This window comes from Ruegeria sp. G12 (assembly GCF_056533565.1).
This window is the reverse complement of record NZ_JBQFOO010000002.1, coordinates 419,076-433,154: the sequence shown is the minus strand read 5'-3', so window position 1 is coordinate 433,154 and position 14,079 is coordinate 419,076. Positions and strand designations below refer to the sequence as shown.

Sequence of the window (14,079 nt, the reverse complement as noted above, 5' to 3'; positions counted from 1 at the left end):
GCTTACTCGGCGGTCTCGGTCACGCCCACAAGGATATCGCGGATTTCGGCCTCTTTGATGTCGTCATGCTCAGCAATGACCACAAGGCGCGAGCGGCGGTCTTCGCCGGGCTCCCACGGACGGTCATACTGATGACGCACACGCGCACCTACGGCCTGCACCAGCAGGCGCATGGGTTTGCCCTGAACGGCGGCATAGCCTTTGACGCGCAGGATGTTGAGTTCCTTGGCCAGACGTTCGATCTTGGCAACCAGATCCAGCGGGTCGGCCTGTTCCGGCAGCTCGACGATGATGCTTTCGAAATCGTCATGCTCGTGATCGTGATGGCCGTCGTGATGGGAGGGACGAGCGTCCATGTCATCTTCGGCGGCGGCCTCAAGGCCCAGCACGACGCGCACGTCTACGGCACCTTCGGCCACCTCAACGACGGGCAAAGGGCGCGGGGCTTCGGCGGCGATGATCTCTCGCGCTTTCGCGACACCTTCGGGACCGGCCAGATCGGGCTTGGTCAGCAGGATGATATCGGCGCAGGAAATCTGATCTTCGAATACCTCGGACAGCGGTGTTTCGTGGTCAATGGAATCGTCCGCCAGACGCTGGGCGTCCACGGCCTCGACATTGGGCGCGAAACGACCGGCAGCGACGGCCTCGGCATCGGCCAGAGCGATCACGCCATCAACTGTGATCTTGGACCGGATATCGGGCCAATCGAATGCCTTCAGCAGCGGTTTGGGCAGGGCCAGACCAGAGGTTTCAATTAGGATGTGATCGGGGCGTGGCTCCAATGCCATCAGGGCCTCGATGGTGGGGATGAAATCGTCGGCCACAGTACAGCAGATGCAGCCATTGGCCAGCTCCATGATGTTTTCGGCAGGGCAGTCAGGAATGGCGCAAGATTTCAGGATATCGCCATCGACGCCGACATCGCCGAATTCGTTGACCACAACAGCCAGACGCTTGCCCTGCGGGTTCTGCATCAGATGACGGACCAGCGTGGTCTTGCCCGAGCCCAGAAAGCCGGTGATCACGGTGACGGGGAGTTTCTCAAGATTGCTCATTTCAGGGCTCCAATCGGGGGAATGCGGGCCGCACAGTTTTTGCGGAAATGTTCAGGGCGCTCGCGCCATTTGACCAGGCCATCCTCGGTCGCTAGGTACTTGGTGGCGCCGTCAACGATCACGTCAACGTGGTCGACCTCGTTCAGATGCTCATAGACGAATGTCCAGCGATCCGGGCCGCCACGCAGCACGATGGAACAGCCCTCGTCACAGTTCGACAGGCATTCCACGGCTTTCAGAGTGATCCCTTTGGGCAGGTCTGCCTGTTCCAGCGCCTTGTGCAGCAATGTGCCGGGGCGTTGCGCATCATCTTCGACGGGCAGCCCGCGACGGCAAGTGGTGCAAACCAGCAATTCGACCGGAGCGGTCTCGGTCATGTCTCTCATCCCCCCAAATCCTCTTCGTGGGGGACGGGGTTTCATGCGGGTCCATTGACCCGACACCGGAACACCCCGTCCGGTTTCATTCTCGGGTGCTGGCAGGTCTCCCGGCTTGCGGATGTCAGAGGCGTCCTCTGTCGGATGTCCCGCCTTCCCGGCATTCGCCAGTGGCTTGGGCACCCTCTCCGGTCACGGTCGCGGGGGCGGCTGCGTTTGACGGAAAACCCGCTGACGCATTCCCTTTTCATCTGCTGTCGCAGACACCAACGAAAGGGACATGCGGCAGGGTTGCCCCGCTTGTCAAGCGCAACACGCTGATCCGTGATTGCGCGGCTAAAAAGCGACCTGTCCGGGTCGCTGGGCGGCATGATCCGGTTGGGCCAACGTGCTGGCATGGCTCGCAAGACGCGAACAGGAGGGTGCGGCGCATGAAAGTAGGGTTTATCGGGCTGGGCAATGTGGGGGGCAAGCTCTCGGGATCGCTGCTGCGCAACGGGATCGATCTGGCGGTGCATGATCTGAACCCCAATCTGGTGGCTGCGTTTGTTGCGCAAGGGGCCAAGGCCGCTGAAAGCCCGGCCCAGCTGATGCGCGATTGCGATGCGGTGATCACCTGCCTGCCATCCCCCGCTGCCTCGGATGCGGTGATGCAAGAGATGCTGCCCGAGGTCACCCCCGGCAAAATCTGGATGGAGATGTCGACCACCGACGAAGCCGAAGTCAAACGCCTTGGCGCGATGGTGATCGAGCGGGGCGGGGCTGCGGTGGATTGCCCGGTCTCGGGCGGCTGCCACCGGGCTGCGACCGGCAATATCTCGATCTTCGCGGGCTGTGATCGCGAGACGTTCGAGCGTATTCTGCCCTTCCTGACCACCATGGGGCGGCGCATCCTGCATACGGGCGATCTGGGTTCGGCCTCGGTGCTGAAAGTGCTGACCAACTATCTGGCCACCGCCAACCTGATCACCTGCGCCGAGGCTTTGGTGACCGCCAAGGCCGCCGGGATGGACCTCGGGACCACTTATGAGGCGATCAAGATTTCGTCGGGGACATCCTTTGTGCATGAGACGGAAAGTCAAGTCATCCTGAACGGCTCGCGCGATATCTCGTTCACCATGGATCTGGTGAAAAAGGATATTGGCCTGTTTCAGGACGTGGCCGACCGCGCCGGAGTGCCGCTTGAGATCAACCCGCTGATGATCAAGATTTTCGAAGACGGGATCGCGCGCTACGGCGACCGCGAACTGTCGCCGAACATCATCCGACGGCTGGAAGAGGCCACCGGCCTGGACATCCGCGCGCCCGGTTTTCCGGCTGAAATGGAGGATGATGAGCCTGAAGAGCCAGGATATGAAGTCATCCCGCAAGGGCGCGCCGCAGAATAACGCTGGCAGCCAAACCGCAAAACCGAGGTGTTTCAGAGAGATGGAGGCGAGTACCGGAATCGAACCGGTGTACACGGATTTGCAATCCGCTGCGTCACCACTCCGCCAACTCGCCTTTTCAAGTAAAATCAAATACTTGCCGTGGTGTGGAGGGCGTTTTAGCAGCTTTCGCTGGGGGCGTCCAGTGGGAAGAATGTAAAATCGGCGCTCGCCTCGCAAATTGAACGCCCTCGCCCCGGTACCAAACCTGTCACAAAACCTCGGTTGCGGCATCTGGGCCGTTGCCGGTGCTCAAGGGATGTGGCACAAGCCAGATAATCAAGGGTTCAAGACGAGAGATCACATGACAGATTTCGCCACCCGGCGCCGCACGATGGTTGACACGCAGGTTCGGCCCTCGGACGTCACAAAATTTCCGATCATCGACGCTATGCTGAACGTGCCGCGCGAAAGCTTTGTGCCCGCGTCACAGCGTGAGGCGTCTTATGCCGATGGCTTGATCGACCTGGGAAACGGGCGCTGCATGCTTGAGCCGCGGACGCTGGCTAAGATGCTGGATCTGCTGAATATCTCTGGTGATGAAGCGGTGTTGGATATTGGTTTGGCGCTTGGCTATTCCACCGCTGTTGCGGCGCGAATGGCCGAGTTGGTTGTGGGTGTCGAGGAAGACGAAACCCTTGCGTCCGAGGCGCAAAGCCTGCTCAGTGACGCGAATGCCGACAATGCGATTGTCCATGTGGGACCTCTGGCGCAGGGTGCGGCTGAACATGGGCCGTATGACGTGATCATGATCCAGGGCGGGGTCGAGGAGATACCGGACGATCTGCTGGGTCAGCTCAAGGATCATGGCCGCATTGCTTGCCTGTTCATCGAAGGCAATCTGGGAACCGTCCGGATCGGCCGCAAATCCGGTGAACGGGTCAGTTGGCGGGATGCCTTTAACGCCAGCGCACCGGTTTTAGAAAGCTTTTCCGCAAAGTGTGCATTTTCGCTATAGTTATTTGACAGATATTTTTGCTGCCTTGATTAGTTGAAAACAAAGACGCAAACTGCCGGAGAGGCAGCGTTATTTCGATTTGAGAGGATTTGGTTATGCGTGGTACGGCGACAGGTAAGCTGGTCAGGGCGTTGGCTTTGACCGCTGGCATTGCCATCAGCGTGGTTCCCGGACGTGCAGCATGGGCGGACAATATTACAGATGCGTTCATCGGCGCGTATAACACCAGCGGCCTGCTGGAACAGAACCGGGCCCTGTTGCGTGCAGCGGATGAAGATGTGGCAATTGCTCTTTCGGCCCTGCGTCCGATCATCAACTGGACGGTTGATATCAGCCAGGAATACACAAGAACACGCACCGGAACGACGGTAACGACGACCAACCCGGCCCGGTTCTTCACCGGGCTGACTCTGACCCAGCTGATCTATGACGGCGGCGCGTCTGTGTTGGGCAAGCAGTCTGCGCAAGAGACTGTTCTGTCGACCCGGCAAACGCTGATCGATATCGAACAGCAGATTCTGTTCCGCGCGGCAACCGCGTATCTGAGCGTTCTTCTGCAGGAAGAAACGGTTCAGATTCGCCTGAACAACGTGGACGTATCCAGCGAGGAACTGCGCGCCTCGAACGACCGGTTCGAAGTGGGTGAAGTGACGCGAACGGACGTTGCCCTGTCCGAGGCGCAATTGGCCAGTTCGCGTGCGGATCTGGCGGATGCGCGGGGCGATCTCAGCACCGCGCAGGCCGAATATGTGAACGCGGTCGGCAAGTCCCCGGGCCGGACGGCCGGTCAGCCGGGCTTGCCCAATCTGCCGCGCTCGCAGTCCGAGGCAGTAAGCCTGGCGCAGCGAAACCATCCGGCCATCCTGTCGGCCCAGCACCAGGTGCGGGCCTTGGACCTGATTGTACAGCAGCAACGCGCCAATCTTGGCCCGAACGTGAGCTTTGGGGCGAATGCCGGTGTGCGGGAAAACTTTGACGATGACGATTACCAGAACACCGCAGGCGTTGCGCTGACGCTCAATCAATCGATTTATGCCGGTGGCCGTCTGGCCGCCGAGGTGCGCCGGGCCATGGCGACCCGTGATGCATCCCGCGCCAACCTGTTAAATGTGCAAAAGGACATCACGCAAGGGGTCGCCGATGCCTTCGCCCGCTTTGATTCTGCAACCGCCAGCCTGACAGCCTCGACCGAACGGGTACGCGCGTCACAGGTCGCGTTTGACGGGATTCGCGAGGAGGCCACCTTGGGTGCCCGGACCACGCTTGACGTTCTGAACGCCCAGCAGGATTTGCTGGATGCGCAATTGGCCGAAGTCGCCTCGCGCACTGAACGGTCACTGGCAGCCTATCAGTTGCTGCAGGCGCAGGGGCTGCTGACTGCGGAACGGTTGGGCCTTGCGGTGCAAATCTATGATCCGACACTGTATTACAATCTGGTCAAGAAAGCGCCGGCACGCGTCAGCAAGCAGAGCAAGGATCTGGATCGAGTCCTCAAAGCGTTGCGGCGGGACTAAGGGGCGATACTACCTGTTGTGAGGTCTGCATTGTTTGGCTACACTCGATCCCGAGGATAGAGCGGTAGAGAACAATGACGGATAATGTCGTAAAAGCCGGTATCGAAGATGTGCTGTCTTCGGTAAAACGTCTTGTCAGCGAAGAAGCCCGGAAAGAACCGGGGTCGGACCCGAAAGCTGCCGCGCGCAAGCCGGGGCGGCTGGTTTTGACGGATGCCCTGCGCATTGGCAAATCTCCGAAAGGGGATGCGGCACCGCTGAAGCTTGAACCGGAATACAGCGCCGAGAAATCGGCGAAGCCGATGCTGTTGCGGACCTGCGATATTGTTCGTGCGGGCACTCCGGCCAATCGGGATGATAAGGCACCAGCGGTTGCTGCAAACCCTGTGGCGGAAAGTGAACCAGCGGCCTCGCAAGACAATCCGACAGTCAGCCTGAGCGCCAAGATCGAAGCGCTCGAGGCTGCGATTGCCCGAACCGAGGATCAGTGGGAACCCGATGGCGACAGCGATGACGCCTATTCCGGTACGCCTGTTCAGTCCTTGCCGTGGAATGCGGAAAAAGGCTTTGCCGCTGAGAAGTCGGAAACACAGGATGAACCAGAGTCTTTCGTCTTTGTAAAAGAGCCTGAGGCTGCGGCGACCTTCGTCCGAAGCTCGACAGTCTCAGCGCCTGAACCGGAACAGGTCGAGCGGGAAACGCCTGAGCCGGAAATCGACGCGCAGGAAGAAGCTAACGCTCAGGCCTTACCCATTGATGAAGATGCCCTGCGCGAATTGATCGCGGATGTCGTCCGGCAGGAATTGCAGGGCGTGCTGGGTGAGCGCATCACCCGAAACGTCCGCAAAATGGTGCGACGCGAGATCCATCGCGCCTTGGCCGCGCAGGACTTGGAATAAGGCCTAGCGCCGGGGCGTCTGCGCCAGTTCCAGCAGCAGGTCCAGATCCATGTACCGTTCCAGATGATCGGCCAGAGCGTCCAGCGTTTGTTCGACCCCGTCCTCATAAGCGTTTTCCGACGTGACCCCCTGCTTTGACAGATAGCTGGCGCGGAAGGCGTCTGACGAAAAGATACCGTGCAGGTAACTGCCAAAAATGCGACCGTTTGGGCTGGCAGCGCCTTCGGGGCGGCCCTCGACCTCAAGCCACGCGCGGGTGCAGTCGGGGCCTTCGGTCCGGCCCATGTGGATTTCATAGCCGCTGACCGGTTCTCCGCCGGGTATGGCGCGGGCCTCGGTCAGCGTGACCTGCTTTTTGCCCGCCATGACCGTGTTCACGTCCAGCAGGCCCAAGCCTTCGACTTTGTCGGGGCGACCGTCGACCCCGTCCGGATCCGAGATCGTTTTGCCCAGCATCTGATACCCGCCGCACAGGCCCAGAACGTGCCCGCCCCGGCGCACATGGGCGTAGAGGTCAATATCCCACCCCTGCGCACGGAAATAGGCCAGATCGCCAATGGTGGACTTGCTGCCGGGCAGCAACACAAGGTCCGCATCGCCGGGCAGGGGGCGGCCTGCGGGGATGATTTCAACGCTGAGGCCGGGCTCGGCAGAGAGCGGGTCCAGGTCATCGAAATTGGCCATACGCTCAAGCTGAGGGACAACTACCTTGCAGGCACCGCCGGTATGGGATCGGATATCCATCATATCTTCGGCGGGCAGCTTCCAGGCGTCATGGAACCACGGCACGACCCCTAGGCAGGGCCAGCCAGTGCGGGTAGCGATATCATCGCGCCCATCATCGAACAGGGATACGTCGCCCTTGAAGCGGTTGACCGCAAAGCCCCGGATCATCGCCAGATCATCGGCCTCCAGCACGGCCTGCGTGCCCACGATCTGCGCGATCACGCCGCCGCGATGAATGTCACCGACCAGAACCACGGGAATGTCGGCGGCACAGGCAAAGCCCATATTGGCGATGTCGCCCTTGCGCAGGTTAGTCTCGGCCGGACTGCCCGCGCCTTCGATCAGCACAAGATCGGCATCGCTGCACAAGCGATCAAAGCTTTCCAGCGCCGCGCCCAGCAGCTTGGATTTGTCCTTTCGGTAGTCGCCCGCCTTCATCGTACCCGCGCGCTGGCCCTGCACGATGATTTGCGCGCCGGTATCGGTTTCAGGCTTCAGCAGGATGGGGTTCATATCCGTATGCGTCGGACGCTTGGCCGCGCGCGCCTGCAGCGCCTGCGCCCGCCCGATCTCACCCCCGTTTTCGGTCACAGCGGCATTGTTGGACATGTTTTGTGGCTTGAACGGAGCGACCCTGAACCCCCGCCGCGTATAGGCCCGCGCCAGCCCGGCCACCAGAACCGATTTCCCGACATTGCTGCCGGTGCCTTGAATCATGATGGCGCGAACCATGGCTGTCTCCTATACGTTGAGGCGCAGATGACCTGATTTGGCCGAAAAGGGAAAGCCCCGGATGAACACGCCCGCGCATCTTTTGATTGGTGCCGCCGCTTTTGCGCGCCCTGCAAGGGGGGCAACCCTGTGGGCCGCGCTGCTGGGTTCGCTATTGCCCGATCTGTCGCTGTATCTGATGGCCGGGACGTCGCTTTACGTTCTGGGCATTCCGCCGCAGGTGGTTTTCGACCAGCTTTACTTCTCAACCGCATGGCAAACGGTCTTTGCCATCGACAACTCGTTCATCCTTTGGGGGCTGGCCCTTGCGCTCGGCCTCTGGCGCGGATGGAGGTTTCTGACGGTCGCCGCAGGCGCAGGGTTGCTGCATCTGGCGTTGGATTTCTTCCTGCACGCAGGCGATGGCAGGCCGCAATTCTGGCCGCTCAGTTCATGGGTCTTTCACAGCCCGGTCAGCTATTGGGACAGCGCCCATCATGCCCTGTGGGTCGCGCCGGTTTCGGCGGCGGCCTGTTTGACGGCCTACGTTGTCTTGTGGCGGCGGGGGGCACCCGTCTGGGCCAAGCTGCTCTTTACGCTCATGCTGGCTGCCGAAATCTGGGTGGCCCGGCAGTGGCTGCTATACTTCTGAGGTTAGGGTAAAAGAAAAACGCGCTCCGGTTATGGGAGCGCGCTTTTTCATCAGAATGCGCCTTGGATCAGGCGGCTTCTGCCTGCTGAGCGGCGTTACGGCGCTCGCTTTCTTCACGCGACAGCGCGACCGAGGTGCGCACGCCACGGCCAACGAACTCCATCAGTCCGCTGACAACCCGTTCGTTCGGGTCGATTCCGGCGCAGGACAGCACCTCGCGCCCATCGCGCGAGCGGGCCCAGCGGGCGATTTGTTCGGGGCCATTGCCGTATTTCTTGTCATCGGCGATGGCGTCATCCAGAGCAGCCAGCACAACGGCCGCGAATAGCTTGCGTGCACGATTGCCTTGCTCGTTGTTAAAGGCAGTGCCGTCAACGAAATCTCTCATCTCGTCTTCCTTGTTGTTCTTGCTCTTGCATTTTCGGCGTGACGGTCCTTATGACCTATTAGGTGCGATTCGGATACACCTAAAATGCATATCTACGTTGCGTCATTTGCATGGCTTGCTGCAAGTGCAGCACTAGGTCTCGTTGTCTTGTCAGGTGTGGTCCCGCCAGATATAGGGACGGCAACTGACGCATCAACCGTTTGTGAAGGATTTATGTCATGCCCAAGATAAATGGGAACGAAATTCGCCCCGGCAATGTGCTTGAGCATAATGACGGGCTGTGGGCCGCTGTCAAAGTCGATCACGTAAAGCCCGGTAAAGGCGGTGCTTTTGCGCAGGTCGAACTACGCAACCTGCGCAACGGGTCCAAGCTGAACGAACGTTTCCGGTCAGCGGACAAGGTCGAACGTGTGCGTCTGGAACAGAAAGATCAGCAGTTCCTCTACGAATCTGACGGTATGCTGGTGTTCATGGATACCGAGACCTATGAGCAGATCGAACTGCCCGCCGATCTGCTGGGTGAACGCCGCCCGTTTCTGCAGGACGGCATGACCATTGTCGTCGAGTTCTACGAATCCGAGGCTTTGAACGCGACGCTTCCTCAGAAAGTCACCTGCAAGATCGTCGAGACCGAGCCGGTGGTCAAAGGTCAGACCGCTGCGAACTCGTTCAAACCGGCGGTTTTGGACAACGGCGTCAAGGTGATGGTGCCGCCGTTCATCGGTCAGGATGAGATGATCGTGGTGAACACCGAGACCATGGAGTATTCCGAACGCGCATAACGCTTGGCGATTTCCGGAAAATGACCGTGTCAGCAGGGCTGCGCGGTCATTTTTTATGTCTGGTGTATTTGCGGTATCGCGCGGGATCGGGGCCAAACAGGCCGCGCATCAGGTCGAACTTGATCCGGTTGGCGCTGACTTGCCGGTAGAAGGCGATCAGAAAGGCTGTTGGCCCTTGTATCCGCGCAAGCCCGCTGGTGGCCGCCACAACGGTGCCCACATCGGTCCGGCCCTGCAAAACCAGCCAGCCGCCCAGCATCAGAACGCCAACCATTCCGGCCCCGTTAATCGCGCTGAGCAGGAATTTGGTGGACAGCTTCCAGACAAACATCCGACGCCGTGTCTCAAAGATGTCATCGAATTTGGCCTCGACATCCGCAACCGTGTTTTCAATATCTTCGGTCGTGAGCGTGTCTGTGGCACTGCGCAGGATGTGGACCCGCTCGGCGACAAAGACGTTCACCTTGCGCTGCGAGACCAGAACGATGACGATCTGCGGCGCGATCATCGACAGGGCGATCAGGCCCAGCCCCGGTTGTGTTGAGGTGATGAAGCCGATGACGGTGATCAGGGTGCCGATCTGAACCACCGGATCGGAAAACGCACCACCCGCGAATTTGCCCAGCTCCTCTGCCTCGGCCGAGATTGCGGTGGTCATGGTGCCCTTGCGGACGGTTTCACCTGTCTGACCCATATCGGCCGAGCGCGCCAGAAGCCGGAGCCGGATCATCCGGATCAGATCCTCGCCCAACGTGCCCGCGCGGTAGCCCAACAGCCACTTGAGCGCGAGGCTCAGCAGAACCACGGCCAACATGCCCGCGCCCAGCAAAAACAGGCGGTTTGTGTCAATATCGTCTGATGTCAGCTGGTTGATGATATTGCGCTGAAACTCCAGCGGTGCGGCAGCCAACCCCGCCACGGCCAGCGACAGTAGGATCAGGATGATCTGACGCCCGGCGCTGGCGCGCCAGATGGCGGCGTATAACTGGAACATGCAGGCACCTGTGTTGATCGTTTGCCTGCACTGTGACAGGACCGCTGGCGCGGTTCAAATGGTCGCTGAATATCCGGTGTGCCGCGCGCGCAACAAACGGTGCCTAGTCGGTCAGAGTGATCCTGGCGTCGTCGGCCTGCATCTCGTCCCCGGCGCGGTCGAGGCGCAGGTAGGCAATCGCCTGATCCCCGGACTGCGTGAACAACGTGCCCGCAGGTTTCCCACCAGACAGGATCGCCGTTCCAATCGGGGCGCTGCCGTCGATGTTCACCCGGCGCAGGCCTTTGCGTAGTTCGGTCTTGTGCTTCATGCGGGCGGTGACTTCCTGCCCGACATAGCAGCCTTTCTTGAAATCAACGCCGTTCAGAACCTCGAACCCGGATTCCAGAATGTAGCTGTCGGGGGTCAGTTCGATCCCGCTTTCGGGGATGCAGTGGCGCACGCGGATTGCCTCCCAATCGGTGCCATCATCTCCTTCGGGCTCAGGGGCATACGCACGCCAGCCCAGATCGACATGGCGCGGGTCGGGCAGGGCCCCATCGGGCGCAGGCCCGGTTCCCTGCTGCAGGTTCAGGTCGGTCGCCTCGATCGCCACATCCGCGCGCAGCTTGTACATGCTGAGGCGCTTGAACAACCCATCCGCCAGGTCCTCGGCCACGTCCAGCAAGATCGCCTCTGCGTCCCGTTTCAGAAAGAAATCGGCCAGATACTTGCCCTGCGGCGTCAGCAGAGCGGCATAGACCAGCCCGTTGTCCAGCCCGCGAATGTCATTGGTGATCAGGTCCTGCAAAAAACTCTCGGCGTCCGAGCCGGTCAGGCGCAGAATGCGGCGGGTGGGCATGGCTTGGTCCTCGTCAATTGCTTGGGCACCGTGATATAGGAAGTCTCGCCGCCAAGACCAGAGGTTATCCGACGTGCCCGCGCCCATCAGCATCGTGATCCCGACCCTGAACGCGCAAGCCGCCTTGCCCGATTGCCTGCAGGCTCTGATGGAGGGGTTGCACGCAGGTCTGATCCGCGAGCTTGTGATCAGCGATGGCGGATCAGCGGACCATACCCCCGAGATGGCCGAGGAAGCAGGGGCCGAATTCGTCACAGGCCCAGCGTCCCGAGGCGGCCAACTGCGCCGGGGCTGCGCGCAGGCCAAAGGCGATTGGCTGCTGATTGTGCACGCCGACACTGTGTTGCAGGAGGGTTGGACGAAAGTGGTCGCGGACCACCTGCAAACCGGCAAACCCGCTGCCTTTAGGCTGGCCTTCCGCGCCAAGGGCTTCGCCCCGGCTTGGGTGGCCGGGTGGGCTAACCTGCGCAGCCGCATCTTCGGGTTGCCCTACGGGGATCAGGGCCTGCTGTTGCCCCGCCACACCTATCTGGCCACAGGCGGATACCCCGACCAGCCGTTGATGGAGGATGTCGGGCTGGCCCGCAAACTGCCCCGCATCACCCTGTTGCCATCCCACGCGGTTACGAGTTCGGAACGGTACGAGAGGGCGGGCTGGTTTCGGCGCGGGGCGCGGAATCTGTGGACTCTGCTGCGCTACTTTCTTGGGGCCGACCCAAAGGCGCTGGCGCAGGCTTACCGGCGTTAAGCCGTGCGCCGCGCAGCTCGACCAGCGATTTGCCCAATCGGAACGGCGCGGCGAAGCTGACCAGACACAGGGCGATGATCTGCAGCACCAGAATATGGGCGTTGGCCTGCAGGTATTCCCATTCATCCTTCAGCTTGCTGACCTGGTCGATCAGATCGTCATATGCCTGCGCCAGGATCAGATAGTCGCCCGCAATCGCAGGTACCTTGCGGCGCATGTTGTCGATGGCGGCCTGTGTTGGCTCGTCCAGCGAGGTAAAGACCAGAAACTGATCGATGTCGAACGCGTCGGCCTTGGCGGCCATGCCCCGGATTTCCTCCATGTCATCTTTCGCCTGACGCCCGAACAGGAAGTGCAGACCCTGCAGTGGCGCGACCTCATTCGTGACCGCAATGAACAGGGGCAGATCGGCGTTGCTGGCGGTTGAGGCCGACAGGAACTCGACCTTTTCACACAAGACGGCGGTATCGGGGTCATAGGCCGGGTCGCAGAACCGCAACCGGAATCGCGCCGCGTCGCGGTCAAAGGCCAGTGTGGCGGCGTAGGCCACGTCAATCTGCCGGTCCAGCCGCGAACTGTCCGCCGAATACAGCCCCGCCAGAACCGCCACCAGCGCGCCGATACCGCCCAGCACGACCCAGACCAGATCGGCCACCTTCCACGCCCGGTGTCCCGCAGGTTTGCGGAACAGAAAACCGGTGCCCACCGATCCGATCAGAAAGAACAGAATCAGCAGAGGCAGTTGATTGTCCGTCACAAAACTCATGGCCTCAAGTGTAAGAAGTCCGATCCGTGACGCAACAGTGATCACGTTCAGTTGTAACCCGCTGCAGGATAGAGATACTGGGCCTGCGCAGAGGGAGAATGACCCATGACCAAAGAAATCGTTCTGATCCACGGGGCCTTTGCAGGGCCGTGGTGCATGCGGGACTATGCCGGGTTCTTTCGCGACCGCGGCTGGACGGTGCACACCCCCGCGCTGCGCTATCATGGCGGAGATCTAAGGGCCGAGCCCGATCCGGGCCTGACCGACACCAGCGTCAAGGACTACGCCGATGACATCGCCGATTTCGTGCAGGGGCTGGACAGCAAACCGGTGCTGCTGGGCCATGCCATCGCGGGCGTCGTCGCCCAGCAGGTGGCGTCTCGCGGGTTGGCCAGCGCCATCGTCCTGATCAACCCGAATGCGCCCTGGGGCACCTTGCCCGAAACCGACGACGAACGCGCCGTGCCGCGTGCGTTGATGGAGGGCGGGGCCTTCTGGAAACAGTCCATGCGCGTCGATTTCGATCTGATGGCCCCCTTTGCGTTGAACAAAATGCCCGAGGCGCAGCAGCACGAAGTGTTCGACCAACTCGGCCCGGAAAGCGGGCGGGCGATGTTTGAGATGTTCTTTTGGATGTTCGACGATCACCACGCGATGAAGGTGGATATCGACAAGGTAGACTGCCCGGTGCTGATCGTCTCAGGCACCGAGGACCGGGCCGTGAACCCCAACACCTGCCGCGCGCTGGCGAAGCTCTACGGGGACCGCGCGACCTTTCTGTCGGTCAAAAACCACGCGCATTTCCTGTTCATGGAGCCCGGCTGGGAAGGCCCCGCCGGGCAGATCGCCGGTTGGCTGGACGAAAAGCTGGGCTAAACCGGCCCGACGTCAGTTGTTGGTCGAAAACGTGCTTTGCGGTTTCCATTTGAGCGTATCGTCACTTTCGCGATGACAGCGCAACAGGCGTTCCTGCACCGTGCTGACCGTACTGGTGACGGTGTTGTCGCCCGTCAGCAAGACAAAGGCGTCCTCGGAATAGGCCAGACCTTCGTAATAGCAAAACCGCTTTTCCGCGCCGTCCGGAATGGGTGAGGCGAGGCTCAGCGTCTGCTGCGCGGCGGCTGCCGAGGCCAGCAGCGTCAGCGCCAGCCCGAGGGTTAGTGTTTTCATGTCGTCCTCCCGTTCGGAAATTGTCGTTCGATTTGGGTCTTGGACGCCCGGAACCTCAGATGTCGTTC

15 protein-coding genes, 1 tRNA gene, 1 pseudogene and 1 riboswitch are annotated in these 14,079 nt (G+C 60.8%); of the genes and pseudogenes, 8 read left to right on the top strand and 9 right to left on the bottom strand.

Features of this window, described 5'->3' with window-relative positions; translation table 11 throughout:
* Nucleotides 1–2 precede the first annotated feature (2 nt).
* Nucleotides 3–1,058 carry a cobalamin biosynthesis protein CobW gene (gene cobW / locus ACR0JN_RS06000; RefSeq protein WP_480815169.1) on the bottom strand — a complete coding sequence of 352 codons (1,056 nt, stop codon included), beginning with the start codon at nucleotides 1,056–1,058 and terminating at the stop codon, nucleotides 3–5.
* Nucleotides 1,055–1,435 carry a DUF1636 family protein gene (locus ACR0JN_RS05995; protein ID WP_480884736.1) on the bottom strand — a complete coding sequence of 127 codons (381 nt, stop codon included), beginning with the start codon at nucleotides 1,433–1,435 and terminating at the stop codon, nucleotides 1,055–1,057. Before ACR0JN_RS05995 ends, cobW begins: the two co-directional genes overlap by 4 nt.
* 83 nt (nucleotides 1,436–1,518) lie before the next feature.
* Nucleotides 1,519–1,721, bottom strand: a riboswitch (cobalamin riboswitch).
* On the opposite strand from ACR0JN_RS05995, the gene ACR0JN_RS05990 reads away from it, so the two are divergent.
* Entirely contained in the window at nucleotides 1,687–2,823 is a 1,137-nt protein-coding gene (locus ACR0JN_RS05990; protein WP_480885012.1) for an NAD(P)-dependent oxidoreductase, read from the top strand. (Overlaps the previous riboswitch by 35 nt.)
* 41 nt (nucleotides 2,824–2,864) lie before the next feature.
* Here the strand turns inward: ACR0JN_RS05990 and ACR0JN_RS05985 are convergent.
* Nucleotides 2,865–2,938 (bottom strand) — tRNA-Cys (locus ACR0JN_RS05985).
* Nucleotides 2,939–3,166: 228 nt separating this feature from the next.
* Between ACR0JN_RS05985 and ACR0JN_RS05980 the strand changes: the two genes are divergently transcribed.
* From ACR0JN_RS05980 to ACR0JN_RS05970, 3 genes are all read left to right on the top strand, one after another.
* On the top strand, nucleotides 3,167–3,820 hold the full coding sequence (locus ACR0JN_RS05980) for a protein-L-isoaspartate O-methyltransferase family protein (RefSeq protein WP_480884735.1): 654 nt from the start codon (nucleotides 3,167–3,169) through the stop codon (nucleotides 3,818–3,820).
* A gap of 95 nt (nucleotides 3,821–3,915) precedes the next feature.
* The gene (locus tag ACR0JN_RS05975; protein WP_480815172.1) at nucleotides 3,916–5,334 is read left to right on the top strand and encodes a TolC family outer membrane protein; all 1,419 of its coding nucleotides are present in this window, start codon (nucleotides 3,916–3,918) and stop codon (nucleotides 5,332–5,334) included.
* Nucleotides 5,335–5,408: 74 nt separating this feature from the next.
* Nucleotides 5,409–6,233, top strand: a complete 825-nt coding sequence (locus ACR0JN_RS05970; RefSeq protein ID WP_480884734.1) for a hypothetical protein — start codon at nucleotides 5,409–5,411, stop codon at nucleotides 6,231–6,233.
* A gap of 3 nt (nucleotides 6,234–6,236) precedes the next feature.
* On the opposite strand, the gene ACR0JN_RS05965 is transcribed toward ACR0JN_RS05970, so the two are convergent.
* The gene (locus ACR0JN_RS05965) at nucleotides 6,237–7,691 is read right to left on the bottom strand and encodes a cobyric acid synthase (RefSeq protein WP_480884733.1); all 1,455 of its coding nucleotides are present in this window, start codon (nucleotides 7,689–7,691) and stop codon (nucleotides 6,237–6,239) included.
* Between the two features lie 61 nt (nucleotides 7,692–7,752).
* On the opposite strand from ACR0JN_RS05965, the gene ACR0JN_RS05960 reads away from it, so the two are divergent.
* On the top strand, nucleotides 7,753–8,322 hold the full coding sequence (locus tag ACR0JN_RS05960) for a cobalamin biosynthesis protein CobQ (protein WP_480884732.1): 570 nt from the start codon (nucleotides 7,753–7,755) through the stop codon (nucleotides 8,320–8,322).
* Between the two features lie 67 nt (nucleotides 8,323–8,389).
* On the opposite strand, the gene ACR0JN_RS05955 is transcribed toward ACR0JN_RS05960, so the two are convergent.
* A complete protein-coding gene (locus tag ACR0JN_RS05955; protein ID WP_037310273.1) occupies nucleotides 8,390–8,710 on the bottom strand; it encodes a DUF6280 family protein in 321 nt (106 codons plus the stop codon).
* A gap of 218 nt (nucleotides 8,711–8,928) precedes the next feature.
* Between ACR0JN_RS05955 and efp the strand changes: the two genes are divergently transcribed.
* Entirely contained in the window at nucleotides 8,929–9,492 is a 564-nt protein-coding gene (gene efp / locus ACR0JN_RS05950; protein ID WP_480815176.1) for an elongation factor P, read from the top strand.
* 46 nt (nucleotides 9,493–9,538) lie between these two features.
* On the opposite strand, the gene ACR0JN_RS05945 is transcribed toward efp, so the two are convergent.
* Nucleotides 9,539–10,486 carry an ABC transporter transmembrane domain-containing protein gene (locus ACR0JN_RS05945; RefSeq protein ID WP_480815177.1) on the bottom strand — a complete coding sequence of 316 codons (948 nt, stop codon included), beginning with the start codon at nucleotides 10,484–10,486 and terminating at the stop codon, nucleotides 9,539–9,541.
* Nucleotides 10,487–10,589: 103 nt separating this feature from the next.
* On the bottom strand, nucleotides 10,590–11,327 hold the full coding sequence (gene ygfZ, locus ACR0JN_RS05940; protein ID WP_480884730.1) for a CAF17-like 4Fe-4S cluster assembly/insertion protein YgfZ: 738 nt from the start codon (nucleotides 11,325–11,327) through the stop codon (nucleotides 10,590–10,592).
* Between the two features lie 73 nt (nucleotides 11,328–11,400).
* Between ygfZ and ACR0JN_RS05935 the strand changes: the two genes are divergently transcribed.
* Complete coding sequence (locus ACR0JN_RS05935) at nucleotides 11,401–12,075, top strand: TIGR04283 family arsenosugar biosynthesis glycosyltransferase (protein ID WP_480884729.1); 675 nt, start codon at nucleotides 11,401–11,403, stop codon at nucleotides 12,073–12,075.
* Between the two features lie 10 nt (nucleotides 12,076–12,085).
* Here the strand turns inward: ACR0JN_RS05935 and ACR0JN_RS05930 are convergent.
* A pseudogene (locus ACR0JN_RS05930) lies at nucleotides 12,086–12,841 on the bottom strand (hypothetical protein); the annotation flags it as partial.
* A 105-nt stretch (nucleotides 12,842–12,946) separates the two neighbouring features.
* Between ACR0JN_RS05930 and ACR0JN_RS05925 the strand changes: the two are divergent.
* Nucleotides 12,947–13,717, top strand: a complete 771-nt coding sequence (locus tag ACR0JN_RS05925; RefSeq protein WP_480884728.1) for an alpha/beta hydrolase — start codon at nucleotides 12,947–12,949, stop codon at nucleotides 13,715–13,717.
* Between the two features lie 12 nt (nucleotides 13,718–13,729).
* On the opposite strand, the gene ACR0JN_RS05920 is transcribed toward ACR0JN_RS05925, so the two are convergent.
* Nucleotides 13,730–14,011, bottom strand: a complete 282-nt coding sequence (locus ACR0JN_RS05920; RefSeq protein ID WP_480884727.1) for a hypothetical protein — start codon at nucleotides 14,009–14,011, stop codon at nucleotides 13,730–13,732.
* Between the last annotated feature and the right edge of the window lie 68 nt (nucleotides 14,012–14,079).

What these genes read in the sequence shown, in the direction of transcription:
- cobW (WP_480815169.1), bottom strand. Translation starts at nt 1,058, where the DNA reads ATGAGCAATCTTGAGAAACTCCCCGTCACCGTGATCACCGGCTTTCTG.
- ACR0JN_RS05995 (WP_480884736.1), bottom strand. Translation starts at nt 1,435, where the DNA reads ATGACCGAGACCGCTCCGGTCGAATTGCTGGTTTGCACCACTTGCCGT.
- ACR0JN_RS05980 (WP_480884735.1), top strand. Translation starts at nt 3,167, where the DNA reads ATGACAGATTTCGCCACCCGGCGCCGCACGATGGTTGACACGCAGGTT.
- ACR0JN_RS05975 (WP_480815172.1), top strand. Translation starts at nt 3,916, where the DNA reads ATGCGTGGTACGGCGACAGGTAAGCTGGTCAGGGCGTTGGCTTTGACC.
- ACR0JN_RS05970 (WP_480884734.1), top strand. Translation starts at nt 5,409, where the DNA reads ATGACGGATAATGTCGTAAAAGCCGGTATCGAAGATGTGCTGTCTTCG.
- ACR0JN_RS05965 (WP_480884733.1), bottom strand. Translation starts at nt 7,691, where the DNA reads ATGGTTCGCGCCATCATGATTCAAGGCACCGGCAGCAATGTCGGGAAA.
- ACR0JN_RS05960 (WP_480884732.1), top strand. Translation starts at nt 7,753, where the DNA reads ATGAACACGCCCGCGCATCTTTTGATTGGTGCCGCCGCTTTTGCGCGC.
- ACR0JN_RS05955 (WP_037310273.1), bottom strand. Translation starts at nt 8,710, where the DNA reads ATGAGAGATTTCGTTGACGGCACTGCCTTTAACAACGAGCAAGGCAAT.
- efp (WP_480815176.1), top strand. Translation starts at nt 8,929, where the DNA reads ATGCCCAAGATAAATGGGAACGAAATTCGCCCCGGCAATGTGCTTGAG.
- ACR0JN_RS05945 (WP_480815177.1), bottom strand. Translation starts at nt 10,486, where the DNA reads ATGTTCCAGTTATACGCCGCCATCTGGCGCGCCAGCGCCGGGCGTCAG.
- ygfZ (WP_480884730.1), bottom strand. Translation starts at nt 11,327, where the DNA reads ATGCCCACCCGCCGCATTCTGCGCCTGACCGGCTCGGACGCCGAGAGT.
- ACR0JN_RS05925 (WP_480884728.1), top strand. Translation starts at nt 12,947, where the DNA reads ATGACCAAAGAAATCGTTCTGATCCACGGGGCCTTTGCAGGGCCGTGG.
- ACR0JN_RS05920 (WP_480884727.1), bottom strand. Translation starts at nt 14,011, where the DNA reads ATGAAAACACTAACCCTCGGGCTGGCGCTGACGCTGCTGGCCTCGGCA.